We start from the raw sequence: 25,411 nt of genomic DNA on the forward strand, positions 1-25,411 counted from the left end.
TAGATTAATAATAAGAGATAGGAAAGTTATTTGATTATCGAAGTGCAGTATTCGATTTTCGAATACCTGAACCGGGCAGGCACACCTTCACAGTTCGCTGTTAAGACCGGAGCGGCTCTCTTCAGATCGTTGACCGCTCCCAGCTGCGCATCCGGACTGTTCAGCAATAACTGAAGTTCCGAGGACATCGGCCGAACCAAAGTCACCGGAATGTTCACAGAGTTTCGTCTTGGCTTCGATTGAAGAGAAAGGCAATAAGGAAAACGAGTTTGCCGGGCAGCGTTTGAACAGAGGGAGACTTTGGGATTTCGCTGATGCGAATCAAAGGTAAATAGTTAACCTGCAAGAGCGGAATCGTCGTTGGCTAAGATTGCTGAGGTCCTGGTTGTAACTAGCACATGAACCAATTGCGTTAAACGGCAGCGGGCCGAGGACAGCGACAAGATGGCAGCCGCCGTGGGCCGCGCCGTTAGTAACGTCTAGTTAGGTGGCGCTGAACCACCGTAATAGAAACAAGAAAGCGTGCGTAACCGACAGTATACTGGCCAGAACTAGCGCCAGCATCGCTTGGGGCCACTCAAAGAGTTGGGGAACACGGAATCGGTCGATACCGCCGTTCGTAATACGTTGCAGGAGAGAATACGCCAGACGTCGCTGCCAGGACTTGGTCCAGTTGGCTGTCTTCGTCATTGCAAAATTGAAGTCATAATAGCTGTTCGCCGGGTATCCCGGCTTCATGGCACCGGGAGCAGGACGGCACTCTACTGGTGCGCCTGCCTGCAAATCCTCTAGGCCCAAGGTCCTTCCATTCGCGTCGGTGTAGAACACTCCATAAACCGGATCTGCAATCAGAACACCTTGCGGAAGGTGAATTTCAACTAGACAATGTTGCGCTCGGCCCGACCGGTGGTATACGGTAATCTGGTTAGCACGAATCCCAAGCGCCCCAAGGGCAAGCATATAGAGCCGCGACGTACCCGAGCAGCATCCTCCGTGGCGGATGATGTCACCCGCAGTCGCGCCTAGCGGAGCGAGAAACGCAGCTATGTACGGTGGGTCACCGGAGCGATGAGACCGATTTGCGATTCGCCCCGCTAATGCCAGCGCCAGTTCGGTAGCGTCAGTTGGTAGAGGGCCTAGAGATGCCACAAACTCATGCAATCGGGCACGCTCTAGCGCCCAATGGAGCACGAGCGCTAGGATTGCAACTGCAACCGCTGTATCACAACAATAATATAAAGCCAATGATCAGGCTCCTCAGCGCTATTGGACAGGTTATTTTCGGAACGGGAACCACCCTGCTAACACGATTTTTCGGTGTTAACGGATTCAGCAATGAATATGCCAAACCGCTCACGGTATTAAGCACGAATATATGCCTGATCTGAAAAGATGTCAACGACAGCAATGGGGTATTTTCAGGGTATGCCACATGATTCAGCAAAGGTTCGCCAGCTTTGTTTCCACCGAAATTCTTTACGTCGCGTGGAATAGAGGTGATCGCACGTGACAACATCCTTCAAATGGGCGACCCCATGAGGTCCTCCCGGGGACAACTCTTCTTGACAATTGAAAAGCCCGCTCCAAATGAGAGCAGGCTTTCCTTCGGGAAGAGATATAGCTCGGAGCATCAAAATGCTTAGCTGCTCATGTACTAAGACGCGTAGAAACCTTTCCTCTTCGGCTCGTCAGACGAGAAGAAACCCTTCTTCTGCTTCGGCTCCTCTTTTCGTTCCTGCCCGGGCGCCCGTTCCGCTTCGGCGCGAGTGACCTTGCCTTCCATTTTCGCTCCCTTTTGAATGCAGAGCGTCTCCTTGTACAGAATCTCCCCCTTGCCTCGCGCGGCGGCACCGAGCTCCACCTCGTTGCTCTCAAGGCTGCCGGTGAACTCACCGTTGATGTGGATCTTGTCTTTTGCCTGGATCTTGCCGCCGAGAAACTTGCCGGTTATCTTCACGTACCCTCCGGCGCTGATGTTCCCTCCGCTCATTTCGCCGTCGATCTCGACGCTGCCGCCCTTGGCATCGATGTTCCCCTTGCACGTGCCTCTGACGAAGATGCTTGCGTTGTTCGCGGCAGTGATATTCCCCTCGATGTCGCCGTTCATCTGCAGGTCCTGGTTGACGACCATGTTGCCGGTAACCTTGCTTCCCTTGCATATCATATTAATTCCCTGCTCGGCGGTTTTGTCTGCACTGACCACGGTATTCTTCTCCGCAACCTTGATCTCGATCATCTCTTCCTGTTTTAGCATCTTGTATCCTCCGATATTCGTATTCGACCGGACGGCCGGTGCCACCGACATATCATGCAAGCCTGCGTCATACAAGAATCCTGCCTCTTCTTTCAGGATAATAGTATCGGATTGAGAGTTAATAATATGTGATCGATATCACGTTGCGGAACCTCTCAAATTCGGGGCCACCTGGTATATCCCCGCGTCGAAAACAACCGCAAAGTCGCCGGGTCGTTTATAGCGTTTCGTCTTGACCGCGAATGCAGGAAAAAGGCAATAAAGAGAAAAGAACTTGGCGAGAAGCGTTCGAACAGCAGGAGACTTTCGGATTTCCGGTGATGAGAATGAGAGGGAATCGGTTCACCTACGAAACTGCCTGACCATGGGGCTACTGACTGGTCTCTTTTTCGGTCTTTCTGACCAGCAGTCCCGTTGTCGAAACCATCACCCTATATTCTTCTGTGCTGTTTAAGTTGATGAATGTAGCGGATCCGTACTCGGCATCCAACAGGGGATTAAGGATTGCGAACCTGCGCCGGAGATCGAACATGTCCAGGGGTTTGTCTTTAGACAAAGAATACACGGTATGAACCTTTGTCATTTCATCGTCAAGGATTGCATAGCGGCCAGCCACGCGATCGAGTTCATAGGAGGTGTGCAGTCCGAAGATGTTTGCCAGCGGTTTCCATTTGAGAATGTGGGCGTCAACATAAAGCTGATCACCGGCAAGAGAATATACTTTTTCGTTGCCATCCGGCATGGAAAACCGGGCCAGGAACTTCTGCTCACCGGCGGGCTCAACTTTCACGATTGCCGCAAGTTCCTCTCGGGTAAATGCACGATACCCTTGAATAGCGATGTTTATGGTGCCGAACAGGGCGGACAAGGAGACCATCAGTAAAGCGACCACGAAGTTCATGGTCGTGCCAAATATCTTTCTCTTCTTCAGGGCAACAATGGTCATGATAAGAAAGATAAGGCCGAGAAGAGTAAAAAGCATTGCTACGACGATCAAAGGATTCGACAGTATCATCTTTTTTCTCCAACGTGCGGCTGACGCGCCGATTCTGGCGCGTCGCAGTCGAGCGCCTGGTTGTTTTCCTATGACTATTTCTTCATCTCATTAAGTCGGCGCTCCAAACTCTTTATGGCACCTTCTGAACCAGGCATAGAAGCATTTTTCATTAAAGCAATGCTTTTGCTCATTTCTTCTATTGCCTTAGGCTTGTCGCCTTTACTGAAATAGAGTTCTGCCAAGTAGCTTCTGAACGCCCACTCGCTTTGGGGCTGGGCTGCTATGGCTTTTGTGTACATTTCGATTGCTTTGTCCGTCTTGCCGAGAGCAGCGTAACAAGTGCCCAAATTCGAATACGTATCAGCTTTTGAAGGATCTTTTTGAAGAATCAGTTCGAACAATTGTGCTGCCTTTGCATAGTCTTTTGTTCCGCCGACAAAATATAAGTTTGCAAGTTTCGATGCAAGGGCGAGATCATTTTTGTTGCTTGCTTGGCGATGCTCAAGCCACGATATATACTCTTTGCCACGTGTACTCTTATCTGGCGATTCAGCTGGCGTTAATCCATTAATAAATGTCTTAAGTTTTGTTGAATCGATACCACCGCTTATACCTGTAGAAGCGTCAATCGCATCACGGACAAGCGGAACACTGAAAAGCTTGTTATTTCTGATTACGGCAAGCCTTTTACCAATGGTGCCTTTTGTCGAATCATAAACTCGATCCCAAGAGTCTTTTTTAAAATAGATTGTCAGCGAGTATTCTTCTTTTGAACCATATGTGAAAGAGTCAATAGCGATACCTTCAACGTCGCTCGAATCAATTATCGCTTTCTTTTTAACTTGATATCTCATGCCATCAAAATCAAACATTTCTTCCCAATCTTTCGGCGTTTTCACCTCTTCGAAGGAATCAGCTGCGAGTTTAAATTGAAGTTGCTCTTTGCCGAGCAGGTAGTATCTCTCCTGTGCATAGGTAACCGAGCTTTGGCTTAGTAAGAGCATTAAAGCGATAGTTATCCATCGAATCCGCATTTTATGAATCATGATGACCTCCAAAAATAACTAACGCGCGGCTGACACGCCGCAAGGTGTGTCGTTGTTCCGGGTAGGAGCAGCGGTTGCCCGCCGCTCCCCCCACAGACCCGGACGTGCCCGATTAAGGCTTCCGGTTCCTCAGTCGTCAAAGGCCTTAGCCCGTGACGAACCAAACAGGTGACGCCGCCCGTTTGGCGCATAACTGTTGCCGTCCGTAACTTCTCAGGGTCAGGTCCATACTCTTTACTTTCTGTAGTGTCCGCACAAAATTCTGCTAACATATGTGGCGTGCGCGCCGAGATGATCGGCAATTGATCGCTGAGTGTATACATACTTCTCGACAGCCTGGGCAATTTTTTTGTCCCGCTTACGCTTGTCGTTCAGTATAGTCTGACTGAATATTCTTTCAAGCGATGGTCTGTTGGCGTAACGCTGGCTCTTGGGGATCTCGGGAATATCTTTATGCCTTCTGAGATGATCGGCCAAGCTGTCACCGACATCGGGACGGAACAATTTCTTTTTGGTGCTCGTGCTTTTTACATCCAATGAGAAAATACGTGCGCAAACCAGTCGCTGATCCGTGGGAACACGGGTCTTTTCTTCCACTCTTCCCATCGAATCTGGTTGGACTCCGCAAGGTCCCTGGCAAACATCTTCTCCATTTCGATTGCAAACTCGTGATTCAGGATAATCGCATTCACCTCGTCATCTCTCAAGAAGCTCAAGTAGTCCATGTTGGTAGAACCGACTGTCGACCAGACGCCATCAATCACCGCAGTTTTCGCGTGCAGCACCGCGTTGCGACGTTCGTATATCTTCACCCCCGCTTTCAAAAGCTCGGAATAATTATACCGCTGTGCATGTAAGGCCAGGTTCGAATCGGTTTTTGAAGGAACTATAATCTTTACGTCAACGCCGCGCCTGGCAGCATCAGTGAGGGCATCCAGTATCTGGTCGTCGGGGATAAAATAGGCATTCGCCAGATGGATCGAATGCTGTGCGAAAGTGATGGCTGACACGTATACGATAAAAGTGATTCTGTTGCTCTGGCCCGGCGTGCTGCCGACCACCCGCACCAGGGCATTCCCCGGTTCTTTCTGTTGCGGGAAATAGGTCCGTTCAGAGAGTTTCGGGCCCTTCTGCTTCTCCCAGGTGTCAATAAAGAGTTTTTGGAATTCAGCCGCCCCAGGGCCCTCAATTTGGACGTCGGTATCACGCCAGGGCAGTGGCGCTCCTTCGATTTCTTTTCTCATGGAAGGGCTACTTGAATAATCCGAGCTGATATTGATACCCCCAGCAATGGCGACTTTGCCGTCAATGATCAAGATCTTGCGGTGGTCCTGCTCTGCCTGTTGCCAGTGCCCGTGGGCCTTCAACGGATTTATTGGATTGAATTCTACCACCTGTATTCCGTTGTCCCGCAAGCGCTGAAAAAAGACAGTAGGGGTACTGAAACTGCCTATGCTGTCATAAATGAGATTTACCTGTACACCTTCCGCCTGTTTTTGCAGCAACAGATCGGAAAATTTGTGGCCTGCCGTATCACCTTCAATGATATAGCTTTCAAAGTTGATATGGTCTTTGGCATTCTGTATTGCTTTGAACATTGCGGCGTAGGTAGCCTGACCATCGGCAAGTAGAGTGACTTTATTCCCCTTCGTCAGCGGGCTTTCCGTGACCGATTCCACCACCGCTTCGTGGCGTTCCAGAATGTCCGTCGGGTTGACCGAGCTCTTCAGACGTTCCATGATAGCCCTGCTTTTTTCGAGAGATAAAAGCCCTTTGGACGAAACGATTTGATGAGGTTCCGGTGCCGTCGGCGCTTCATCAATCTTTTCGGAGACGTTCGGCAAGGTTCCACATCCATTGCTGAAGCCCAGGATGGATACAAGCAGAAAGAACAATAGGAAAGGTTTTATTATCTTCATATCCACATCTTATCACGAAAACCTTTTTCGTTTTAGATATCCCCTCTGATCGTATGCTTCACTGTCTTTTGAAGTATTGAATTTCTCTTTCGTGTTTTTCCGCCGCACCACGCGTTGTGAAGGTCCCAAGATTCCTCCGCTTTCCGGTTTTTGGGTTCTTCTCTCGAGAGTACAAGCGGTACTCACCTGTTTTAAGTTTCCGGATCATCTTTTAGCTCTCCTCTGGAATTTCAATCGTCGAAGCGAGGCCCATTCTTCTCCGGCAAAGTACCTGGGCGAACAGCGCTGCCCGGCCTGCAGGGCCAGCCATTGGAGGTCGGCTCGATGGAAGGGTTAGCCGGCCTTTTAGGCGTGGCGATACATTTCATGGCGATGCGATTCGAGCCTTGAGCCTGTCGACGTCTATTTCACGCACTAGGTGGGGGATCCGAAACCAGATTCGGGTGTAGTGGAAGCGAACCAATTCCCGAATGGCATCGTCGCGACTCCATCCATCAACGAGGATTCTATATGCGGCTACGTAGAGCCCGGATCTGTCATTGCCTTTCCAACAGTGAATGAAGACAGGCCAGTTCTTCGGTTCCTGGATCACTTTGAAGAATGACACGAGATCATCTTCATCCAGACTCCAGGGCACCGTTGGGATCCAGATGTACTTTAGTTTCGACCCGGCCAGGAATTTGGAGTCATCATTTAAATATCGAAGGTTGATGATTGTCTTGACCCCAGAATTCTCCAAACTACGGAATCCCTCTGCAGTCGGTTGCGCGCCACGCCACAGTGCAGGAGATATCTTCGAGAAGTTCGTTACGCCGGGCATGCAGTCGTCGCATGGCGTAGCAAGCGTTACCGTGGCCGGACCTGAGGGCAGCGAAGCGCATCCTTGCACAAGCAGTGCAACGAGCGCAAGAACTACGGAGACGATCGGCTTCAAGGGAACCTCCATCGTCCGGCTAACACGCGGGTCACGCGCCGCCGTTTGGCGCGTCGCTGTGGACCGGCTCGTTGGTTCTTCATTTGCTGCAGATCTTCTTGAAAAAGAGAAAGTAGCTGACGAGTACGATCATAAGGCCTAATACGCTAGATAGAACAAATACTGTATAGGGCGACTTGAATACTCCAAATAATCTTGCTTCCGGTGCTTTGAAAACATTTTTACATTCAGGGCACTTCACCGCGCTGAAGTTTTCGAATTGGATCATGGCTTCATAGAACCAGTTCTGATCAATTGTATAAGCTTGGTTATTATCGATTTCAAACACCTTAGAACAACGAGGGCACGTCGTATGTTTCTTCTTTGAAGTCGTCATAGATTTCAAATAGCTACCATCCGGGCGGAGGGATTACGTAACCTTTAATCGGAGGCCATCCAAGAAGGACCGCAGATAACGACATAAGACCACCGATTATGAATATGATGCTCAAACTTAGTCGACCACTTCTTATAGTCTTCTGTGTCCAGTCACTGTTAACAAGAATTGAATCGAGTTTCTTAAAGAACAGTAATGCGAGACCACTAAGAAGTGAAATAGCGCCCACGACTATGCCGTATATCTGAGAAATGTTCATATTCACTCTGAACTAACAAGGGGATCACGAGCCCCCTCGTTAATACCGAAAATCCGTTATTGAATAGCCCCCCTAGATAATACCGGATTTGCGGTGTTATTTTGTCTAGCAATGATTATGCCACGACGGTTCCAATATTCCAGACGAATATATTCCTGATTAACGACGAAGTCAACGATAACGATGGGGTATAACGGTGGGGTCTCGAATGTATTTTGTTGGTATTCGCTGATGATTGCAAAATTTGCTGCCACGACACATATGATAACATGATCGTCATCTTTATCTCGGCAGATTCCTGAAACAGGTTCTGCTTGGGCCAAAATAACGTGCAATGCGTCAAAAAAAGCATCAGTGATCAACATGTTATCCCGCCGTGACCTTCCCGTGACCATCACGAGGTATATTCCTATCAACAAAGAGCGGGCTTTGGGAATCCCGCAAAGGATCCATCAGATGATTCCGGGAAGGAGCAGCATATGAGAAAGATAGTGATCATACCCTTCGCAATGATGATCGTACTGGCTTTGTTCACGATAGTCGTCTCCGGCAGTCGGATTGCCGGGAGGGCGCTGATGTCATTGGCGACTCCGGCGCCCGCGCTCGCGCAGGATGCGGGAACCGCAAAGGCCGTCTTCGTGGTCCACTGTTATGACGAGGGCAAGACGGCCCTGGAAACGATGCCCGGGGTGAAGAGGGTCGACAGGGGTTTCCGGCATTTCAGGGAGATCAACACGGTCTATTACGACCCGGCGGTGATAACGATACCGGACATGGAAAAGGCATTAAAAAAGGCTGGAACCTATACGGAAACGGTGAGAGAATAATACAGGAGGGAAAAGGGTTTCATTGAGATCGTTAACATCACGTATGGTTTCACGGAAAGAGAGGAAATTGACATGTTATCAAAAATACTCATGGAAACATTGCTTGTACTACCCCTTATGGTGACCCAGGCAGGCGCGGGCGCCTCGCCGCACCTTGAAAAGGCCACGTTCGCGGGAGGGTGTTTCTGGTGCATGACCCCGCCCTTCGAGAAGCTGGACGGCGTGACAGCAGTCATCTCCGGTTATACGGGGGGCCACACGGTCAATCCCACGTACGAGGACGTCACCTCGGAGACCACGGGCCATATGGAGTCCGTGGAGATCACCTACGATCCCTCGAAAGTGAGCTACGAGAAGCTCCTCGATGTCTTCTGGCGGCAGATCAACCCCACGGACGCCGGCGGGTCGTTCGTGGACCGCGGACCGTCGTACAAGTCCGCCATCTTCTATCACAATGAGGAGCAGAAGAAACTGGCTGAGAAATCGAAGAAGGAACTGGAACGGTCGGGTCGTTTTGACAAACCCATCGTGACCGAGATACTTCCTGCCGGCCCCTTCTACCGGGCGGAGGAGTACCACCAGGACTACTGGAAGAAGAACCCGGTCCGGTACAAATTCTACCGGTATAATTCGGGCCGCGACCAGTACATCGCAAAGGTATGGGGCAAGGAGGATACCATGAATGCCATGCATACGGCAGCGGCCGGGGAAACCGCAATGGCCGGCTTTACGAAACCGTCCCCGGAGGAGCTGAAAAAGAAGCTGACTCCCATGCAGTTCAACGTGACGCAGCAGGAGGGAACCGAGCCTCCGTTCAACAATGCCTATTGGGACAACCACAAGGCCGGCATCTACGTTGACATCGTATCGGGCGAGCCCCTGTTCAGCTCTCTCGATAAATACGATTCCGGCACAGGATGGCCGAGCTTTACGAAGCCGCTCGAGCCGGGAAATATCATGACCAAGGAGGACCGGACGTGGTACCTCGCGACAAGGACCGAGGTGCGGAGCAGGCTTGCCGACTCGCACCTGGGGCATGTCTTCAATGACGGACCCAAGCCCACGGGCCTCCGCTACTGCATGAACTCAGCGTCGCTCAGGTTCATTCCGAAGGAGGACCTGGTAAAGGACGGGTATGGGAAATACGTGAAGCTCTTCGAGAAGTGAGCTTGCTGTTTTCGACGAGATCGATGAAGCAATGCCCCGGAGATCAGAGAACCTCCGGGGCATCGTGCTTTACTCTGCAGCGGACCGGCCCCGAGCCTTTCGCAAGAATCTGTCCTGCAGTCACCTACCGGGCATCCAGGTTAAACGTCGTGGAGACCCCCGGCTTTGACGGAGGGGTCACCGTCACATCGGCCTTCCACCCGCCTGCCATGGCGGCGTTTGCCGTGAATGCGTACTTGTCACCGCTCGGCGCGGCCGCTGTGGTTGTTTCCATCGGCGCCATGCCGGGCATCGGCGGCATGTAGAAACGGACCTCCACTCTGGCGTCCGTAACCACCTTTCCGGCCGCATCGGCCACTTTCACCGTCATCGTGTTATCGCCCAGAACGAGCGGGTAGCGGTCTGACTTCAGCGTAATAATGATCCCACCCGTATTCTTCTGGGATTCGTATCCCTTGGAGCATGCACCGAGAACAACGAGTGACACTGCCGCAGCCAGAACAAATAATACCATCTTCCTCATTTCGAAAGCCTCCCCCCTGTTTAATTTCATTTAAAGTCACTTGAATCATTCATAATTGCAACTGATGTGCCACCGCTGCGGTACCCTGCTTCTTCATTGTATTCATGACCTTATCGATGTCGGAATGCCTGATTTTGTAGCCGGTGCTTCACAGAGTGAAGGATATCCTACAAGAGAAGGCGGCTCTGGTGGCCGTTAGAACAGGAAGAAAGATTTGGGTCGATGGTGCTCTTGCCGAGAACCGCCGTGCAGGTTGCTGAAAAACCCGTCAAGTATCATTGCGAGAAGCGTCCTGTGATAGACGGCAATCCCGCAGTTCCTGAATTTCTTTCAACAGCCCGCTTAGAACGGAGGCGCCTATTCATATGCTATACTAAATATAGACATCTTCCTCACGCATTTGTCGGACACAACACAACCGTTCTCGCACAACGCTTCTGTAGTGCGTTTCAAGGGAGATGCAGATGAGCTCGTCGGCAGACAGAAACAACCTCTTTCCTCCCCGATCCCGGCGGCGTGCAGGGAGAGAGCTCGTGCTGGTCGTTCTCCTCTCGCTCTTTACCCCCCTCTCATCGTTCGCCGCAGACCCGATGACCTATATCTACAACGCGCCGGAATCGCGGCTCGACGTACGCTATCAGTACCATTGGGAAATATTGAAGACCGCCCTGGACAAGACCGAATTAAAATACGGCCCCTATCGCATGGTACCTTCGAAACCGATGGCCGAAAAACGCCAGACCTTCGAGCTCATGAATGCCACGGGAAAGCTCACGGTCATGTATCTGAGCACGATACCCGCGTTCGAGCAGAATCTCGTTCCCGTCCGTATACCCGTTGACAAGAACCTGGGCGGTTATTGTATCTTCCTCATCCGAAAGGAAAATCAACATAAATTCGATTCCCTAACCACGCTTGATGAGTTGCGGAAATTCACCTACGGCCTTGGCTTGGGATGGATCGATGTGGACATCCTCAGATACAACAATTTCAAGGTGGTGACGGGATCGAGCTATGACGGCCTTTTTGAGATGCTGATCAACCGGCGGTTCGATATTTTCTTGAGGGCAGCCGTGGAGGTCCTCGATGAGTACGAGCAGCGAAAAGACGCCATGCCCGATCTGTTCATTGAGAATAACATCGTATTTTACTATCCCCTGCCCATGTACTTCTGGTTCTCCAAGACCGAAGAAGGCCGGAGCCTCGCGGCAAGGGCGGAGGAAGGGATGCGGATGATGATCCAGGACGGGACCTACGACAGGATCTTCGACAAGTATCAGCGGCGCAAGATCCTGCGGCTGAAACTGAAGGAGCGCAGGATATTCAGGATCGAAAATCCGTTCCTTGGACCGGAAACGCCCTTTGAAGACAAGAGACTGTGGTTCGATCCGCAGACGTACCAGTAGCATCGTGCCGGTCCGGAGATTCCCATGCCCCATCGAAAAATATCCGTTGCCGTGACCGTGATCATCGCCATCGCGATCGTGACGACGGCATATCTGTACGGGCTGTTCCTCCTGATCGACAGTATAGCAAGCGAGAGGTGGCGGGGCCAGCTGCATAAGGAGCAGACCATTCTCGCAGATCAGTTGTCGGAGAGTCTCGCGCTCCCCCTGTGGAACTTCGACACCGGCCAGATAGGCAGGATCATGGAAAGCGCGATGAGGAATGACAATGTCTTCGGTGTTGTCGTCAAGACAACCGGCGAGCAGGGCAGACCGTTCGTTCGCATGCGAGACGCAGAGTGGCGGATCATCAGCGCGGAGCGGGAGTTCCCGACAAAGGGGCTGCTTGTGGAAGAACGCAGCATACACTTTACCCGCGAACAGATCGGCATTGTTGACGTGATCGTCACGCCGAAATTCATAGAGGCTTTCCTGCATGAGAACCGGATCCTGATGACCGCAATATTAATCCCCTTCGAACTGATCCTGGCCCTGAGCCTCTATCTGCTGCTCTGGCGCCTGGTGCTGAAACCCCTGAGAGAGGTAGAGGTCTATGCCGGGTCGGTAAGCTCCGGCAGCGTCGAGGCCGGAATCATCCCCGCCTTGCGATACCAGGGCGAACTGGAGAGCCTGCGGTCTTCGATCAATAAAATGGTCGCTATGCTCATTGCGCGCTACCGGGAGCTCCAGAAAGAGACGGCGCTTCGAAGCACAAGCGAAGAGCGGCTGCTGGCCACGATCGAAAACACGCCGAATGTGTCCGTGCAATGGTATGACGGGGATGGGCGCGTGCTGTACTGGAACCGTGCGTCGGAACGCGTCTTCGGCTGGAAGGCGGATGAGGCCCTGGGCAGGACCCCGGACCATCTCATGCGCTCCGTGGAAGAAGCTGCGGGATTTCTCCGGCTGCTCAGGCATATCAGGATCACCGGCCAGGCGCATGGCCCCGCCGAATACGACTTCCGGCGGCGCGACGGATCGGAGGGCATCTGCCTCTCGACCACCTTCGCGATCCCCTGCGAGGATGGCTCGGGATGCTTCGTCTGCATGGACGTGGACGTGACGGAGCGGAAGCGTGCGGAAGAGGCGCTCAAAAAATCAGAAGAGAAGTTCTCCAAGCTCTTTCTGTCGGCACCCGCCGGAATGTCCGTCAGCCGGCTGAACGACGGCCGGTTTGTTGACGTGAATCAGGAGCTTGAGCGGTTGCTGGGATACCACCGGGAGGAAATCATCGGGCGCACGTCGTTCGAGCTCGGACTATGGCTTGATCCGGAGGATCGAAATAATATCGTCCGTCTCCTGGAGACGAAAGGAACGGTGAAAGATCTGGAGCTGCGGGTACGTACGAAAGAAGGGTCAGTGCTTACGCATCGGTACTCCGCCGAGACAATAGAACTTGAGGGAGAATCGTACATCCTTTCCGCGGTCGTTGATATCACGGCGCGCAAGCAAGCGGAGCAGGAACTCGCCATCTACCATGACCACCTCGAAGAACTCGTAAAAACGCGGACGGCAGAACTGGCAATCGCCAAGGAACGGGCGGAGTCGGCGGACCGGTTGAAGTCTGCTTTTCTTGCCACGATGTCCCATGAGCTCAGGACCCCGCTCAACTCGATCATAGGATTCACGGGCATTCTCCTGCAGGGGCTGGCGGGCCCTCTGAATGAGGAGCAGAAAAAGCAGCTGGGCATGGTGCGCGAAAGTTCGAGCCACCTGCTCGCCCTGATCAATGACGTTCTGGACATCTCGAAAATCGAAGCCGGACAGCTGCAGGTCGTAAAGGAGCCCTTTGATCTGCGGGAGGTGATCGAAAAAGCAGCGCAGACCGTGAGACCCATGGCCGAGAACAAAGGCCTTGCCCTGGAAGTGGTCCTTGCTCCGGACGTGGGCACGATCACCAGTGATCGAAGGCGGATGGAGCAGGCCCTGCTGAACATCATAAGCAATGCCGTCAAGTTTACCGAGAAGGGCGGCATCAGCATTGCCTGTGAGACAAACAGCAGGGAGCTGACCATCAGCGTCAAGGACACGGGCATCGGCATCAAGCCCGATGAGATGGGCAGGCTCTTCAAACCGTTTCAGCAGCTCCAGAGCGGAATCGGGCGGCAATATGAAGGCACGGGCCTGGGTCTTTCGATCAGCAAGAGGCTCGTAGAGCTCATGGGCGGCACGATGAGCGTGAAAAGTCAGTGGGGACAAGGCAGCACGTTCACCATTACCCTGCCTTTACCTGTGGTATAGTTGATAAAGGATGAATATTATCGATAAAATCTCGTACCACCGGAAACCCCCGATTCAAACTTTCGGGGGCAGGCTCCGAGGGCAAAGAGAATGGCAGGCGAAAATGTGTGCTCGAATTCTTCCACGGTGTCCTCGGCTGCCGTTGCAGTAAAGTCCTTAATGCTGTCGTTAGCATAGATTTATTGTAGATACTGTATGGCTCTGCGAAAAAAAATCCTCTATATCGAGGATAATGAACAGAATCTCTACCTTGTAACGTTTTTACTCACGAAGCACGGATACGAAGTGCTCTCTGCACGGGACGGCCAGACGGGCATCGAAGAAGCTGCGAACACGAAGCCGGATCTTATCCTCCTGGACATTCAGCTGCCCTTCATGGACGGATATGCGGTTGCACGTTCGCTCAGGAGCAATCGCGACCTGGCTCTGGTTCCTATTGTAGCCGTTACGTCCTATGCCATGGTCGGCGACCGCGAAAAGGCCCTGGAGTCGGGATGCACCGGCTATATCGAGAAACCGATCGATCCTGACACTTTCGTGGCGCAAGTCGAGCGCTACCTTTCATGAAACGCGGCTCACGAGGTCAAACCGATGACGATGATCCTGCTCGTGGACGACAACAGGCAAAGCCGCTATATGCTGGAAGTCCTTCTGAAGGCGCAGGGCTATGAAGTGGCGCTGGCGGACCATGGGGCTGAAGCGCTCACGCTTGCAGTAAAACATCCTCCCGATCTGATCATAACGGACATTCTGATGCCGGTCATGGACGGTTTTGCCCTGTGCCGGAAGTGGAAAGCGGACGACCGCCTGAGGAGCATCCCTTTCATCTTCTATACGGCCACCTATACAGAACCCCAGGACGAGCGATTCGCCCTCAGCCTCGGCGCCGAACGGTTCATCATCAAACCGCAGCAGCCGGAGGTGCTGGCACAGGTCGTGCGGGACCTCCTGCATGATTTTCAAAAGGGAACGCTGGCCCCCGCCGAGAAACCCCTGGGCGAAGAAATGGAGTTCTTCCGCCGGTACAACGAGGTGCTGTTCAGCAAGCTCGAACAAAAGATGATACAGCTCGAAACTGCCAACAGAAGGCTGGAACGCGACGTTGCCGAGCGCATGCACTCGGTGGAGGCCCTGCACCAGGAGCAGGCATTTACCGACCTGGTCATCGACAGCCTTCCCGGTGTCTTCTACATCTGCGATGAACAGGGACGGCTGGTGCGCTGGAACAACAATGAAAAAGAGGTGACCGGCTATTCACTCGAGGAACTCATGCAGATGAACGTGCTGCAGCTGTTCCAGGGCGACCGTGACCTGGTGGCAAGCAGGATACGCGAAGTTCTGGAGACCGGCCGGGCCACCGTAGAGGCTTCCATCGTTACCAAAAGCGGCATGGCCGTACCATTCCTGCTCACAGGTTTGAGGATGGTCACGGGAGGCAAGAGGTTCATCGTTGGCGTGGGCATCGATATATCAGAGCGAAGGCACCTGGAGCAGCAGCTCCGCCAGGCGCACAAGATGGAGGCCGTGGGGCTGCTTGCGGGCGGGGTGGCTCACGATTTCAACAACATCCTCACGGCCATCATCGGTTACGGGAACCTGGCTAAAATGAAGCTCTCCGCCGACGATCCGGTCCTCCATTATATTGACCAGATTCTCCTTTCATCGGACCGCGCCGCCAGTCTCACGAACAGCCTCCTCGCCTTCAGCAGGAAGCAGATCATCAATCCCGTGCCGGTGAACGTGAACGAGATCATTTTCAGGATCGGCAAACTCCTGACGCGGCTGATCGGCGAAGACATCGAGCTGAAGATGGATCTCGAAGGCCGCGACCTGATCATTCTGGCAGACATCGGCCAGATCGAACAGGTCCTGATGAACCTCGCGACGAACGCACGGGACGCCATGGTCATCGGAGGCACCATGACCATTAAAACGGAACAGGTCATCCTGGATCAGGATTTCATCAAAATGCACGGCTATGGAAACCAGGGAAGGTACGCGCTGCTCTCGGTGACCGACACCGGCATGGGCATGGATGAAACGACGCGGACGAGGATCTTCGAGCCTTTTTTCACGACGAAAGAGGTCGGGAAGGGCACGGGGCTCGGCCTTTCCATGGTCTATGGCATCGTCAAGCAGCACGAAGGATATATCACCGTCGCCAGTAAACGGGGCATCGGCACAACGTTCAAGATATATCTTCCTCTCGTACAGACACAGGCGCAGGACCTCGACGTGACGGAACCGCTCGAAGCCCGCAGGGGCACCGAGACCGTGCTCGTTGCCGAGGATGACGACGCGGTGAGAAACCTGGTCATCACGCTTCTCACGGAATCCGGCTACACGGTCATCAGTTCTTCGGACGGTGAGCAGGCGGTGGAGGCCTTTCTGAAGAACAAGGACCGCATCCGTTTGCTCATTCTGGACCTGATCATGCCGAGAAAGAACGGCAAGGAGGCTTTTGAAGCGATACGGGAAATCCGGCCGGACATAAAGGTGCTCTTCATGAGCGGCTATGCTGCGGATATTTTTGAGAGGAGAAATATACCGGAAGAGGGTTTGAACCTGCTGGCGAAGCCGATATCACCCACGCTCTTCCTGAGCAGGGTGAGAGAGACGCTGGATAGTTGACATCTCCAATGCGGGACCGGCACGACGGAGACGGCCTAAAATAACACCCTCAGCTTTTCTGCAAGTTCCTCAGGCAGGTTGATGATCAAATCAGTCTGCAGCATCTTCTGCAGAAAATAATCGTCATTCCGGTAATTGGGGTAGAGGTTCTGCCTGTTCACGATCTTGAAAAGGCAGCGCTGCCCCTCGCCTGCCTGGGGCTGCCTCACGGAAAGAAGTGAATAATTGAAGCTCAAATGTCCCAGGACTTCGTAGAAGGCGAGCACCCGCGCCATCCCCTCCGCAAGCTGCCGCAGATCGTCACCGGACAGCCTTGCAAAATCGCTCTCCTCTCCATGGACCGCCAGGATCTCATTGTTCCCCATGGGCGCAAAGGCCGCCATCCAGTGCCAGCCTCCCCGCTTTGCCACGTACCGTACTCCCGCCCGGTTCTCCTCCGCGGCCAGGTCGTCATGATATGCCCTTCCATGCTTCCGATGGTACGCCCGGCATGCGTCGATGACGCGGGCATGGTATGAGTAGGCAATGGGCGTCGCGAGCATCTGCATATGGGGATGGACGAGGCTCGCGCCCGCGGGAAAGAGATAGTTCGCGTTGATGGTGACGAACTGCGCTGTTTGGTCCCGTTGGAATACAGTCCTTAAAAATTCCTGCGTTGCCCCGAGTCCGTTGGCGATCAGGGCCGGAGTGTGGTCCGAGAGCTTCAGGAAATGGGCAGTGCTCAGAGCGACCACGGCATGGTACGCCCCGATCGCGAAGAGGTTGGGAAACAGCAGCGCCTCTCCCCTGCGGATCCTTCCCCCGGGAACCAGATCCGCGGCATAGCGGGTTGCGCTCTTTTCAACTCGTTCCGGGCAGAAGATGCAGGTCTTCCCGCTCTCTTCTTCAAGCTTCCGGACGAGCTCGGGATCGCTGTCCCCGAAGAAGGCCTTCGCCTTGTCCTTGAGAAAGGGATTATAGACGCTCGTGTCGCCCAGGAGCGGATCCCTGCGAACCTCGACGCGGTGCTCCTCCTTCTGGAAGTTGTTCTGGGGATTCAGGATCGCGAAGCGGGACTCCACGGATTCGAAGGCTATGGCTGACACGGGAACCTCCCCAAACCCCGCCGGACGCTTCAGGCGAAGGCATTGTCCTTTCCCGATGCTCCGCGGCGGACTCAGACCGGCAGCCTGGTCCTGAGCCGCTGCAGGACCCCCGCTCCCGGTATCCGCGCCCAGATGGCCGAGGTGACCGGCCTCGCGAGGCAGGTCATGAGGTGCTTCCGCTCAACGGCGGCCTTGGCGGAAATAACCCAGCGCCCGGTAAGGACCTTGTCGTCGGCCGTCATGATGCCCATGTCCCTCCCGAGGGAGATCAGCTGCGGCCTGCTCTTCGGTTCATAGATCACGGGTTTCCCGCCCCTGATCCGCGAGGCTATGTTGAGCGCGGCTACCCGCGCCTGGTCCTGGGCATGGTACGCGAGCCTCTGCAGTGCCAGCGGTCCGTCATCAACGTACACGCTGACGGCGTCTCCGATCCCGGAGATCCGTTCATCTTCGGGAATCTGTAAATATCCGTTCACCTTGAGCCATCCCCAGGGATCCTTGTCAAAGGGCAGATCGCGGATCAGCTTCGAGGGCTGGATCCCCCCGGACCAGATCAGGATCGATGCCTCGTGCCTCTGCCCCGACGCCAGCACGACGCTGTCCTGCCGGACCTCGGCAATGGCATCGCCCGCGATCAGGGTCACTCCCCGCAGCCGGAGATACTCCTCGACACGGTCATGGACCTCCGCGGGGAAATTGGGAAGGAGCCGGCCCTTTCCCTCGATCAGGGTCAGGGCCACGCCGCCGTCCGCCAGAGCCCTTTCCCGACCCTCGTCCCTGATGAGGTCAAGCACCTCTCCGATCACCTCGACCCCTTCGGTGCCTGCGCCCGCAACCACGATCCGGCCCGGCCGGGTATCGCCGAGTATCTTCAGCAGCGCTGCCTGGATGCGCTCGGCGTCCTCGGTTGTCCGGAACCGGCAGGAGTACGCTTCCGCTCCCGGGACGTCGAAGAAGTTGTTCGTCGCTCCGGACGCCAGCAGGAGATGATCGTAGGCCAGGCCGCCTCCCGCCGCGGTAACGACCTGCCCGCGCTCGGCGTCCACGGAAAGGACCTCGTCCTGCATGAACCGCACGCCCGCCGGCCCGAGCACGGCCCTGAGCGGGATGCGGATCGCGTCCGCCCCCGCCCGGCGCGATACGATCAGATGGATCGAGGGAATGAAGGCATGGTACGGGCTCCGGTCAATCAGCGTGATCTCGGCCGATGGTCCGAGAACGCCCTTGAGCGTAAATGCCGCCTCGAGGCCCCCGAACCCGCCTCCGACAATGACAACAGGGTTTGACATGATCGCACCTCGCATGATGGAACACGTACTTGTATTATAGCCGAAGCCGGCGTGCCTTTGAGGGGAGAATCAGGTTCAGCGACGGGGTCGCGGCGGCGGTCCCTTCGGCTTCTTGTCGCCGCAGGGCAGTTCTTATGCACGATTTTTTTTCAGCGTGCAGTGCAGGGCCATGAGGGTCCTGCAGCTGCGGGAGCCGTCCACGGCGTCGCATGCGGGGAACTTTGCATAGGTACACTCGAGATCGCAGAAAAGCATAGTGAAGTGGAGCCCCCACCGGCAGGAGCATGTGGCTCTCTTTAGGAACGCGGCCTCCCGCGGACTACGACGCATTACCCCGGCGGGAGCCGGGGATTGCAAGTCGCGTGATTCATACACGCACTAGTGGGCTTGCCCCGCGGCGCGATTGTCCGCGACCGTCTCCCCCCTGGCTCCTCCTCAAAACGCCGACAAGTGACCGAAATTCATCTCTAAACGGAAAAGGATGCCCGCCGTGGCCCGAAAGGCCCGCGTGCGCGGGAACCCATACTGGGGGGCCGTCTCAAAATAAAGCCAATCGCGCCAGACCCGCTGGCGGTATCGTACCCGGAGGTCGACCTCCAACAGCTCATTGACCGGCCGAGATTGGAAAATGTTTGCCCATTCATAACTGATCGCCCGCCGCGGACTCAGGGGCTGGCTGAGGCTGAACGCATAGTCATAGGTAAACCCCAGGTGATGCTCGGTCCAGATCCAATCGGTCGTAGCCCGGAAGAAAAGGTTGCTCGGGAGCGGGCGCTCCACGTCGAGCGTGCTCCTCGATTCCCAGCCCGTGTTGCTCGTCCAAACGTCCTCCTGGCTGAAGCGGAGACTCCACTTGTCGAGCGGGAGCAGCACCCGGTACCGCGGCCCGAGCAGCACGACGGGACGGTAGTTATGCAGCTTGGCGCCCGCGCGCATGATGAAGTTCTGCTGAGCGGTATCAAGGAGGGTCTGGTGCACGGCTGCGGTCACGTTTTGCTGTTCGGTCGATGTTATCTCGTCGCTCTGCGTGTTCGTGTTCACGGCCGAAAAGTCCGTTGTCTCCTTCGGCGTTCCGGCAAAGACAAGATGAGTCTTCTGTCTGAGCTGGGGCAGCACGATCCTTATCTCGTAGTCCGCCTTATGGTACGGCTTCGTCGCTTGCTGGAGGAACACGTTATACCGGAATCGCATGTAGGACTCGTTCAGTTCGCTGGTATACCGCTGGTTCCCGAAAAAAGAATCCATCCAGGTAGCCGTCCCCTGAATGGTCGTCGAGAGGCCCTGATGCAACACGTCGACGAAGGTTACCTGCGGCTCTTCGTTCTCCGGCGCGGTCGTTGTCTGACGGCTTTCAAGGGGAGCCGCGCTGCCGGCTTCTCCCTTCTGCGGCACCGCTGCTTCACCGCCAGGCCGAGTCGTTGGTGTCATTGAGGAGGACAACGGCGCGTTCTCTGCCCATGCCGGGAGCGGCTGCAAGAGCATGGCCGGGAGCGCAAGGAACAGGGCCAGGAGGCAGCTGCGGATCATGAAGCGGACAGCCCATGGACCGTATGTTCGCGTGTGATCGTTCAAATCCGGTACAGCCTCGGAAGGAGTGAATCCTGCGACAGCGATGAGATTGCATGAAGCGAAAAGGCAGCTAGAATTAAGATAGGCAATTAAGGCCCGAAAGTCAAGCATCATTCGGAGCGGTTCCCCCGGGATCGACCGGGGAAAGAGGCTTGAATTCACGGTGCGAAGCGGCGTAGTATGTGGCTATGAAGGGCGCGTCGGAGGAGATGCGGATCCGCTATCTGTATCGCAGACTGATCGTGAGTGGAAAGGTGCGATTGAGCCTGGAGGCCGCGCGCGGCTTGGTGGGGCCTGATTGCGCCTATCACCTCTACGGCGTCCTGGGCAGGACAAAAAAGAAAGCGGCGCCGTTCACTCCCCTGACCCGGTCAAGCCGGAACCAAAAGTGAGAGTCAAAAGCGTCTCACGCAAAGCCGAGGGCTGGTTCAATTCTCGTTGCCCGGACTGCCGGTTATTTCAATCCCCTGCTGCCGGGTTTGACGGGTGTTCCGCCTGCCTTGCACAGCGGGCAGGCCTCGGGAGCATAGGTCGGAACATTCAGCGTGACGAGGGATTGATAGGGAACGCCGAGCTCGGCCTTGCCCCCCGAGCGGTCGATCAGCGACGCGGCTGCCACCACCTCGCCGCCCGACTTTCGGACGACCTCGATCGTCTCCTTCGTGGATTTCCCCGTCGTGATCACATCCTCCACTACGAGCAATCGTTCCCCGGGCCTGATTATAAAGCCGCGCCGGAGCGTCAGTTCCCCGTTCACGCGTTCGGCGAACAGCGCGCGGACCCCGAGCGCTCTCGCGGTCTCATGGGACACGAACACGCCGCCGAGCGCCGGCGCTATGACGGCGTCGATCCGCGAATGCCGGAACGGTTCTGCCAGCGCAGCACACAGTCTGGTTGCGATCTCGGGCTGCTGGAGCACGAGCGCCGACTGGAGATACTGCTCGCTGTGTAGGCCTGACGAAAGGAGAAAATGGCCGGTGAGCAGTGCTCCGGTCTTTGTATAGATGTCCAATACCTGTTCGGATGTCATATTGGCCCCTTTGGTTTATTTGTCGCTGGGTTCACGGAGGACGAAGAGACACCAGGAACGCTGACGCGAAACGGGACCAATGACGCCTCCTCCCGCCTTTGTTCTTATCATCCGCTGAGACCTCGGTGCTCCTGCCCGGGCAGCGATCTTCCCCGGTGGCTACGTTTCCGTTGTTATCTCTTGAATAATTTGTAACACCGCCGCCTTCCGGTCTGCGGCCTTCAGCACCGGCCTCCCCACAACGATATAGTCCGCGCCTGCTGCGACTGCCTCGGCAGGCGTCATGGTGCGCTTCTGGTCGTCCTTCGCGGCCCAGGACGGACGGACGCCGGGTGTCAGGATGACAAAGGAGCCGCGCACGGCTCGCCTCAGCATCGTGATCTCCTGCGGAGACGCTACCACACCGTGCATGCCCGCGCGCTGCGCCATCCGCGCGAGATGGTTCACTTCCCGCTGAAGAGACCGCGTTATCTTGAGCTCCCGGCGCAGACTCTGGCCGTCCATGCTGGTCAGGACCGTCACGGCGAGAACGACGGGGTTCCGCACGCCGAGCCGCGCGGCCGTCTCCCGCGCAGACTCCGCCGCGGCCCGCATCATGTCCGCTCCGCCGAGGGCGTGCACATTGAAGATACTGGCCCCGAGCTTGACCGCTTCCGCTGAAGCCCTGGCAACGGTGTTCGGGATGTCGTGGTACTTCAGGTCGAGGAACACCCTGCCGCCCCGTTCAACGATCCGCCGCACGATATCCGGGCCGTAGGCCGTGAACAATTGATGGCCCACCTTGAACATCCCGACGGAACCCCTGAGTTCGTCCACCAGGGCAATGGCGTCCCGGTCGGAATCGAGGTCCAGGGCGAGGACGATCCGGTCCCGCGCTGACATTGCTGTTTCCTTTATTGTCGTCATGAAGGGGAGACCGCCACCGATGGTTCGACGGTCAATAGATCCTGAGCAGGCTCACGACCCTGTCCTTGAGCAGTTCTCCGATTCGTTGCATGCTCGCGACTGAAATGAACTCATGGGCATTGTTGGAGAACAGGACCCACACCTCTGCAGGAAAATCCGGGGTCTCCTGCGACAGCTCCACATGAAGGTGAACCTTGGGCAGGGCCCGTACGTTGATCGCGAGGTCGCTCCCGATCAAGCTCGGGGCTACCTTGGCGTCGAACAGGGGCAGGATCGCAGCGGCCCGCGCGATTATCTCCGCCGCATACTGGGTGATGGGCTGCTCCACTCTCTGCCGGAATTCGGGGAGCGGCGCGCCGGAGAAATCTCCCGGCGTGCGCCACGGCATGAGCGCCAGCGAGGAGCCGGTCGAGAACAGGTAGTCAAGGATCACGGATGCCTGGTGCTCCGGGGCCTTCTGCCCGTGCAGCGTGATCCCGTCATGCCGGATGATGTACTCCTGACCGAGCATCGCAAGCAACAGGGCGTCCTCGTCTTCGTTGTAAAGAGCGCTGACCCGTTCTGCCATCCCGGGGAATGAGGCGAGTTTCAGGGCTTTCAAAAGGGACTCCGTTCGAACATCCCCGCCGCGTGCTCGCGGCCGCCGGCGGGCCCTGCCTGCACAGAATGCGCTTCGGCATTGGCGGAAATTATACCTGCGCCGGGGGGAAAGGACAACAGAAAAGTGAGTCGGCCGCCGGCGCGCAGGGTCATTCTTTTTTCATCCGTTCGATGATCTCGGCCACCAGTTCCTCCACGTTGATCTGGAGCTGGATGACATCGGGCGGCAGCCTCTCTTCGAACCGGTAGTCGGCGTCCTCCCAGAGAAAAAGACTAAAGATAATGTCCTTCACCTGGGTCTTGAGGCCTGCAAAGAGATTCTTGGGGGATACGTACCCGTTCTCCACGAGAATGGCGCCGATCTTCTTGAGCCCTGCGTTCTTGCGGTACAGGGTCAGGGCCGTCTCCAGGTTCTCCCGCGTCAGGAAGCCGGCTTTTACCAGCATCTCACCCAGGCGGTCCTGTCCGTCATTGGACGTGGCGAAAATGATCTGGCCGTTCTTGAGGTGAACGCACTTCTCGAGGGAGTGTCTCTGGACGGTCAGGGTGCCGGTCACGGATGCATGCTGCAGGATCTGCAGGACGACGGGAAGAGCGACCGTTCGTGTGTTCCCGGAAAGCTGAAAGGGCATGGACTCTCATGAGGCGGCTGCGGCCGGAGGATGGCCGGGCATCCCGCCGGCTTAGTACTCGAACCTGATGCCGACTCCTCCGATGTTGCTTTCCCCGCCCTTGTACTCCAGCAGGAACATGAATTTCTGGCTGAGCTTCCATTCGATCCCGGCAAAGGCGTACACCGAGGTGTCGTCCTTGGGCAGCGCCGAGCCGTAGACGGCCGACATCTCGATACCCCCGTAGGGTACCAGCTTGTAGCCGCGCTCCGTGAGGGGAAAGCTTTTGCTGAAAATGGTGGAGAAGGTCAACTCGCTTGCATTCTTCTTGCTCACGATCGTGTTGTCGAATCTCAGGTCGACGGCCATGTCGAGGGGAATGCCTTCGGTCTCCTTGATGAGCTGATATTTTAGATCGATGCCGATCAGCGCACCAAGCTTGTCGCCGGGGCCCAGTTTGTCAGCGAAAGCCTGAAATTGGGCATCCGTGACACCGACCTTCACGCCTACTTCGGCCAGGGCGCCGAGACCGTAGCGGATCTCGGGATAATAGCTCTTGTAGTCCTCGCCGAGCGTGAAAAAAACGCCCGTCTGTGTCATGCCGGGATCGAGGCTTTCGGCGGTCGTGAACTCATTTTGCGTAAAATGGATGAACGCGAACGCGCGGCCCGCGGACAGCGTCAGCATTGCGCAAACAAGAACTACCAGGATTTTTTTCATGGTCGAAGCCTCCCCCGTTGGCAGAACGTGAACGGATTCAGGTCAGGAATATATCATCAAACCCGCGGGTTGACAAGGAAAAAACGGAACGAACCGCATCTGGCGAATGCCGCGTGCTGCACGAGACGCGAAAAGACGGAGGGGATGTGTCCTGAGACGGGCTACTGTTCCTTGTTCAGTTCGATGTTCCAATAGAGATAATCACGCCAGCTGAGGGGAGCGTTCTTGATACCGAAGGTCAGGGTGATGACCGGCATCCAGCGGGGTTTCATGGGAGGCCTGATCAGCCGCATGCCCGCCTCCCGGGGGGTCCTGCCGCCCTTCCGGTTATTGCACGAGAGGCAGGCCGTAACGATGTTCTCCCACGTGGCCTGGCCACCCTGCACCTGCGGTATGACGTGATCGAAGGTGAGATCCTCGGCGGGATACTTGATGCCGCAGTACTGGCAGGAATATTTATCGCGCTGATAGATGTTGGCGCGGGAGAACCTGACCTCCCTGCTTGCGCGGCGGACCTTGACAAGCTTGAGAAGACGGAGGATGGAGGGCAGTTTGAACGTGAGGGACACACCCCGGATGTCCCGCTCGTAAAAGTCGATCACTTCCACTTTGCCCTGGGTGAGCAGCGTGATCGCCCTTTGCCAGGGGATGATCTTTAACGGCTCAAACGTCGCGTTCAGGAGCAGCGTCCGTTCCATGAGAACCTCTCTCCGAATATCAAGGTCAGCCTGCGAGATATCCCGGATGAGCAAAAAACCGTCAAAATTCCCTTTATTGAGGTAACAACATACAGAAAACTTTAAGATTTGTCAATAGAATTGAAACTTCGTGTCAAGCCAAAGCGTAAGCTTCCCTAAAAAAGAGACATGCTAAAAGTAGAGCTTTCTGGCATTATATGGACGCCAGGAGGTTCTCATGAAAAGCTCGAGATTCACCGAAACACAGATCATCGCGATCCTCAAAGAAGCAGATGCCGGGGTGC

Annotated in this window: 23 protein-coding genes; 7 read left to right on the plus strand and 16 right to left on the minus strand. The window is 55.4% G+C overall.

Translation table 11 applies throughout. The annotated features are described in order from the left end of the window. Window positions 1-1,654: 1,654 nt before the first annotated feature. The 6 genes from VL197_01445 to VL197_01470 form a co-directional block, all read right to left on the minus strand. Window positions 1,655-2,254 carry a polymer-forming cytoskeletal protein gene (locus VL197_01445; GenBank protein HUJ16632.1) on the minus strand — a complete coding sequence of 200 codons (600 nt, stop codon included), beginning with the start codon at window positions 2,252-2,254 and terminating at the stop codon, window positions 1,655-1,657. A 370-nt stretch (window positions 2,255-2,624) separates the two neighbouring features. Beyond that, the gene (locus tag VL197_01450; GenBank protein ID HUJ16633.1) at window positions 2,625-3,269 is read right to left on the minus strand and encodes a hypothetical protein; all 645 of its coding nucleotides are present in this window, start codon (window positions 3,267-3,269) and stop codon (window positions 2,625-2,627) included. Between the two features lie 74 nt (window positions 3,270-3,343). After that, window positions 3,344-4,297 (minus strand): tetratricopeptide repeat protein, encoded by a 954-nt coding sequence (locus tag VL197_01455; GenBank protein HUJ16634.1) that lies wholly within the window; start codon window positions 4,295-4,297, stop codon window positions 3,344-3,346. Between the two features lie 527 nt (window positions 4,298-4,824). Next, on the minus strand, window positions 4,825-6,216 hold the full coding sequence (cls, locus tag VL197_01460; protein ID HUJ16635.1) for a cardiolipin synthase: 1,392 nt from the start codon (window positions 6,214-6,216) through the stop codon (window positions 4,825-4,827). 364 nt (window positions 6,217-6,580) lie between these two features. Then, on the minus strand, window positions 6,581-7,150 hold the full coding sequence (locus VL197_01465; GenBank protein ID HUJ16636.1) for a hypothetical protein: 570 nt from the start codon (window positions 7,148-7,150) through the stop codon (window positions 6,581-6,583). Window positions 7,151-7,841: 691 nt separating this feature from the next. Continuing rightward, window positions 7,842-8,150 carry a hypothetical protein gene (locus VL197_01470; protein HUJ16637.1) on the minus strand — a complete coding sequence of 103 codons (309 nt, stop codon included), beginning with the start codon at window positions 8,148-8,150 and terminating at the stop codon, window positions 7,842-7,844. 114 nt (window positions 8,151-8,264) lie between these two features. Here VL197_01470 and VL197_01475 point away from each other — a divergent pair, with 114 nt between their 5' ends. After that, window positions 8,265-8,612: a hypothetical protein gene (locus tag VL197_01475; GenBank protein HUJ16638.1), complete on the plus strand. Its 348-nt coding sequence runs from the start codon at window positions 8,265-8,267 to the stop codon at window positions 8,610-8,612. Between the two features lie 117 nt (window positions 8,613-8,729). After that, complete coding sequence (gene msrA / locus VL197_01480) at window positions 8,730-9,779, plus strand: peptide-methionine (S)-S-oxide reductase MsrA (GenBank protein HUJ16639.1); 1,050 nt, start codon at window positions 8,730-8,732, stop codon at window positions 9,777-9,779. A 124-nt stretch (window positions 9,780-9,903) separates the two neighbouring features. On the opposite strand, the gene VL197_01485 is transcribed toward msrA, so the two are convergent. Continuing rightward, the gene (locus tag VL197_01485) at window positions 9,904-10,302 is read right to left on the minus strand and encodes a FixH family protein (GenBank protein HUJ16640.1); all 399 of its coding nucleotides are present in this window, start codon (window positions 10,300-10,302) and stop codon (window positions 9,904-9,906) included. A 464-nt stretch (window positions 10,303-10,766) separates the two neighbouring features. Between VL197_01485 and VL197_01490 the strand changes: the two genes are divergently transcribed. The 4 genes from VL197_01490 to VL197_01505 all read left to right on the plus strand — a co-directional run bounded on the left by VL197_01490 (window position 10,767) and on the right by VL197_01505 (window position 16,619). Continuing rightward, window positions 10,767-11,708 carry a hypothetical protein gene (locus tag VL197_01490; protein ID HUJ16641.1) on the plus strand — a complete coding sequence of 314 codons (942 nt, stop codon included), beginning with the start codon at window positions 10,767-10,769 and terminating at the stop codon, window positions 11,706-11,708. 24 nt (window positions 11,709-11,732) lie between these two features. Continuing rightward, window positions 11,733-13,988 (plus strand): PAS domain S-box protein, encoded by a 2,256-nt coding sequence (locus VL197_01495; protein HUJ16642.1) that lies wholly within the window; start codon window positions 11,733-11,735, stop codon window positions 13,986-13,988. A gap of 201 nt (window positions 13,989-14,189) precedes the next feature. Then, window positions 14,190-14,555, plus strand: coding sequence for a response regulator (locus VL197_01500; protein HUJ16643.1), 366 nt, complete (start codon window positions 14,190-14,192; stop codon window positions 14,553-14,555). A gap of 24 nt (window positions 14,556-14,579) precedes the next feature. Continuing rightward, window positions 14,580-16,619 (plus strand): response regulator, encoded by a 2,040-nt coding sequence (locus tag VL197_01505; GenBank protein ID HUJ16644.1) that lies wholly within the window; start codon window positions 14,580-14,582, stop codon window positions 16,617-16,619. 35 nt (window positions 16,620-16,654) lie between these two features. Here the strand turns inward: VL197_01505 and VL197_01510 are convergent, their stop codons facing one another. The 3 genes from VL197_01510 to VL197_01520 form a co-directional block, all read right to left on the minus strand. Next, window positions 16,655-17,704 (minus strand): hypothetical protein, encoded by a 1,050-nt coding sequence (locus VL197_01510; protein ID HUJ16645.1) that lies wholly within the window; start codon window positions 17,702-17,704, stop codon window positions 16,655-16,657. A 71-nt stretch (window positions 17,705-17,775) separates the two neighbouring features. Then, window positions 17,776-18,993: an FAD-dependent oxidoreductase gene (locus VL197_01515; protein ID HUJ16646.1), complete on the minus strand. Its 1,218-nt coding sequence runs from the start codon at window positions 18,991-18,993 to the stop codon at window positions 17,776-17,778. A gap of 435 nt (window positions 18,994-19,428) precedes the next feature. After that, window positions 19,429-20,520 carry a hypothetical protein gene (locus VL197_01520; GenBank protein HUJ16647.1) on the minus strand — a complete coding sequence of 364 codons (1,092 nt, stop codon included), beginning with the start codon at window positions 20,518-20,520 and terminating at the stop codon, window positions 19,429-19,431. Window positions 20,521-20,750: 230 nt separating this feature from the next. Between VL197_01520 and VL197_01525 the strand changes: the two genes are divergently transcribed. Further along, entirely contained in the window at window positions 20,751-20,954 is a 204-nt protein-coding gene (locus VL197_01525; GenBank protein ID HUJ16648.1) for a hypothetical protein, read from the plus strand. Between the two features lie 62 nt (window positions 20,955-21,016). Here VL197_01525 and pyrE read toward each other — a convergent pair whose 3' ends face one another. From pyrE to VL197_01555, 6 genes are all read right to left on the minus strand, one after another. Then, window positions 21,017-21,592, minus strand: coding sequence for an orotate phosphoribosyltransferase (gene pyrE, locus VL197_01530; protein HUJ16649.1), 576 nt, complete (start codon window positions 21,590-21,592; stop codon window positions 21,017-21,019). A 159-nt stretch (window positions 21,593-21,751) separates the two neighbouring features. Beyond that, window positions 21,752-22,474, minus strand: a complete 723-nt coding sequence (gene pyrF / locus VL197_01535; protein ID HUJ16650.1) for an orotidine-5'-phosphate decarboxylase — start codon at window positions 22,472-22,474, stop codon at window positions 21,752-21,754. A 55-nt stretch (window positions 22,475-22,529) separates the two neighbouring features. Continuing rightward, window positions 22,530-23,099 (minus strand): DUF3786 domain-containing protein, encoded by a 570-nt coding sequence (locus VL197_01540; GenBank protein HUJ16651.1) that lies wholly within the window; start codon window positions 23,097-23,099, stop codon window positions 22,530-22,532. Window positions 23,100-23,247: 148 nt separating this feature from the next. After that, window positions 23,248-23,730: a DUF4388 domain-containing protein gene (locus tag VL197_01545; protein ID HUJ16652.1), complete on the minus strand. Its 483-nt coding sequence runs from the start codon at window positions 23,728-23,730 to the stop codon at window positions 23,248-23,250. Between the two features lie 51 nt (window positions 23,731-23,781). Next, window positions 23,782-24,429: a hypothetical protein gene (locus VL197_01550; GenBank protein ID HUJ16653.1), complete on the minus strand. Its 648-nt coding sequence runs from the start codon at window positions 24,427-24,429 to the stop codon at window positions 23,782-23,784. Window positions 24,430-24,590: 161 nt separating this feature from the next. Further along, window positions 24,591-25,127, minus strand: coding sequence for an HNH endonuclease (locus VL197_01555; protein ID HUJ16654.1), 537 nt, complete (start codon window positions 25,125-25,127; stop codon window positions 24,591-24,593). Window positions 25,128-25,411 lie beyond the last annotated feature (284 nt).

This window comes from Nitrospirota bacterium, assembly GCA_035516965.1.
Classification (GTDB): Bacteria; Nitrospirota; UBA9217; order UBA9217; family UBA9217; genus MHEA01.

Bases quoted from the DNA above. Each gene is read 5' to 3' on its own strand.
- pyrF (HUJ16650.1), bottom strand. From the start codon at position 22,474: ATGTCAGCGCGGGACCGGATCGTCCTCGCCCTGGACCTCGATTCCGAC.
- VL197_01550 (HUJ16653.1), bottom strand. From the start codon at position 24,429: ATGAAAAAAATCCTGGTAGTTCTTGTTTGCGCAATGCTGACGCTGTCC.
- VL197_01555 (HUJ16654.1), bottom strand. From the start codon at position 25,127: ATGGAACGGACGCTGCTCCTGAACGCGACGTTTGAGCCGTTAAAGATC.
- pyrE (HUJ16649.1), bottom strand. From the start codon at position 21,592: ATGACATCCGAACAGGTATTGGACATCTATACAAAGACCGGAGCACTG.
- VL197_01505 (HUJ16644.1), top strand. From the start codon at position 14,580: ATGACGATGATCCTGCTCGTGGACGACAACAGGCAAAGCCGCTATATG.
- VL197_01470 (HUJ16637.1), bottom strand. From the start codon at position 8,150: ATGTTGATCACTGATGCTTTTTTTGACGCATTGCACGTTATTTTGGCC.
- VL197_01520 (HUJ16647.1), bottom strand. From the start codon at position 20,520: ATGATCCGCAGCTGCCTCCTGGCCCTGTTCCTTGCGCTCCCGGCCATG.
- msrA (HUJ16639.1), top strand. From the start codon at position 8,730: ATGGTGACCCAGGCAGGCGCGGGCGCCTCGCCGCACCTTGAAAAGGCC.
- VL197_01545 (HUJ16652.1), bottom strand. From the start codon at position 23,730: ATGCCCTTTCAGCTTTCCGGGAACACACGAACGGTCGCTCTTCCCGTC.
- cls (HUJ16635.1), bottom strand. From the start codon at position 6,216: ATGAAGATAATAAAACCTTTCCTATTGTTCTTTCTGCTTGTATCCATC.
- VL197_01490 (HUJ16641.1), top strand. From the start codon at position 10,767: ATGAGCTCGTCGGCAGACAGAAACAACCTCTTTCCTCCCCGATCCCGG.
- VL197_01515 (HUJ16646.1), bottom strand. From the start codon at position 18,993: ATGTCAAACCCTGTTGTCATTGTCGGAGGCGGGTTCGGGGGCCTCGAG.
- VL197_01445 (HUJ16632.1), bottom strand. From the start codon at position 2,254: ATGCTAAAACAGGAAGAGATGATCGAGATCAAGGTTGCGGAGAAGAAT.
- VL197_01485 (HUJ16640.1), bottom strand. From the start codon at position 10,302: ATGAGGAAGATGGTATTATTTGTTCTGGCTGCGGCAGTGTCACTCGTT.
- VL197_01495 (HUJ16642.1), top strand. From the start codon at position 11,733: ATGCCCCATCGAAAAATATCCGTTGCCGTGACCGTGATCATCGCCATC.
- VL197_01525 (HUJ16648.1), top strand. From the start codon at position 20,751: ATGAAGGGCGCGTCGGAGGAGATGCGGATCCGCTATCTGTATCGCAGA.
- VL197_01455 (HUJ16634.1), bottom strand. From the start codon at position 4,297: ATGATTCATAAAATGCGGATTCGATGGATAACTATCGCTTTAATGCTC.
- VL197_01475 (HUJ16638.1), top strand. From the start codon at position 8,265: ATGAGAAAGATAGTGATCATACCCTTCGCAATGATGATCGTACTGGCT.
- VL197_01450 (HUJ16633.1), bottom strand. From the start codon at position 3,269: ATGATACTGTCGAATCCTTTGATCGTCGTAGCAATGCTTTTTACTCTT.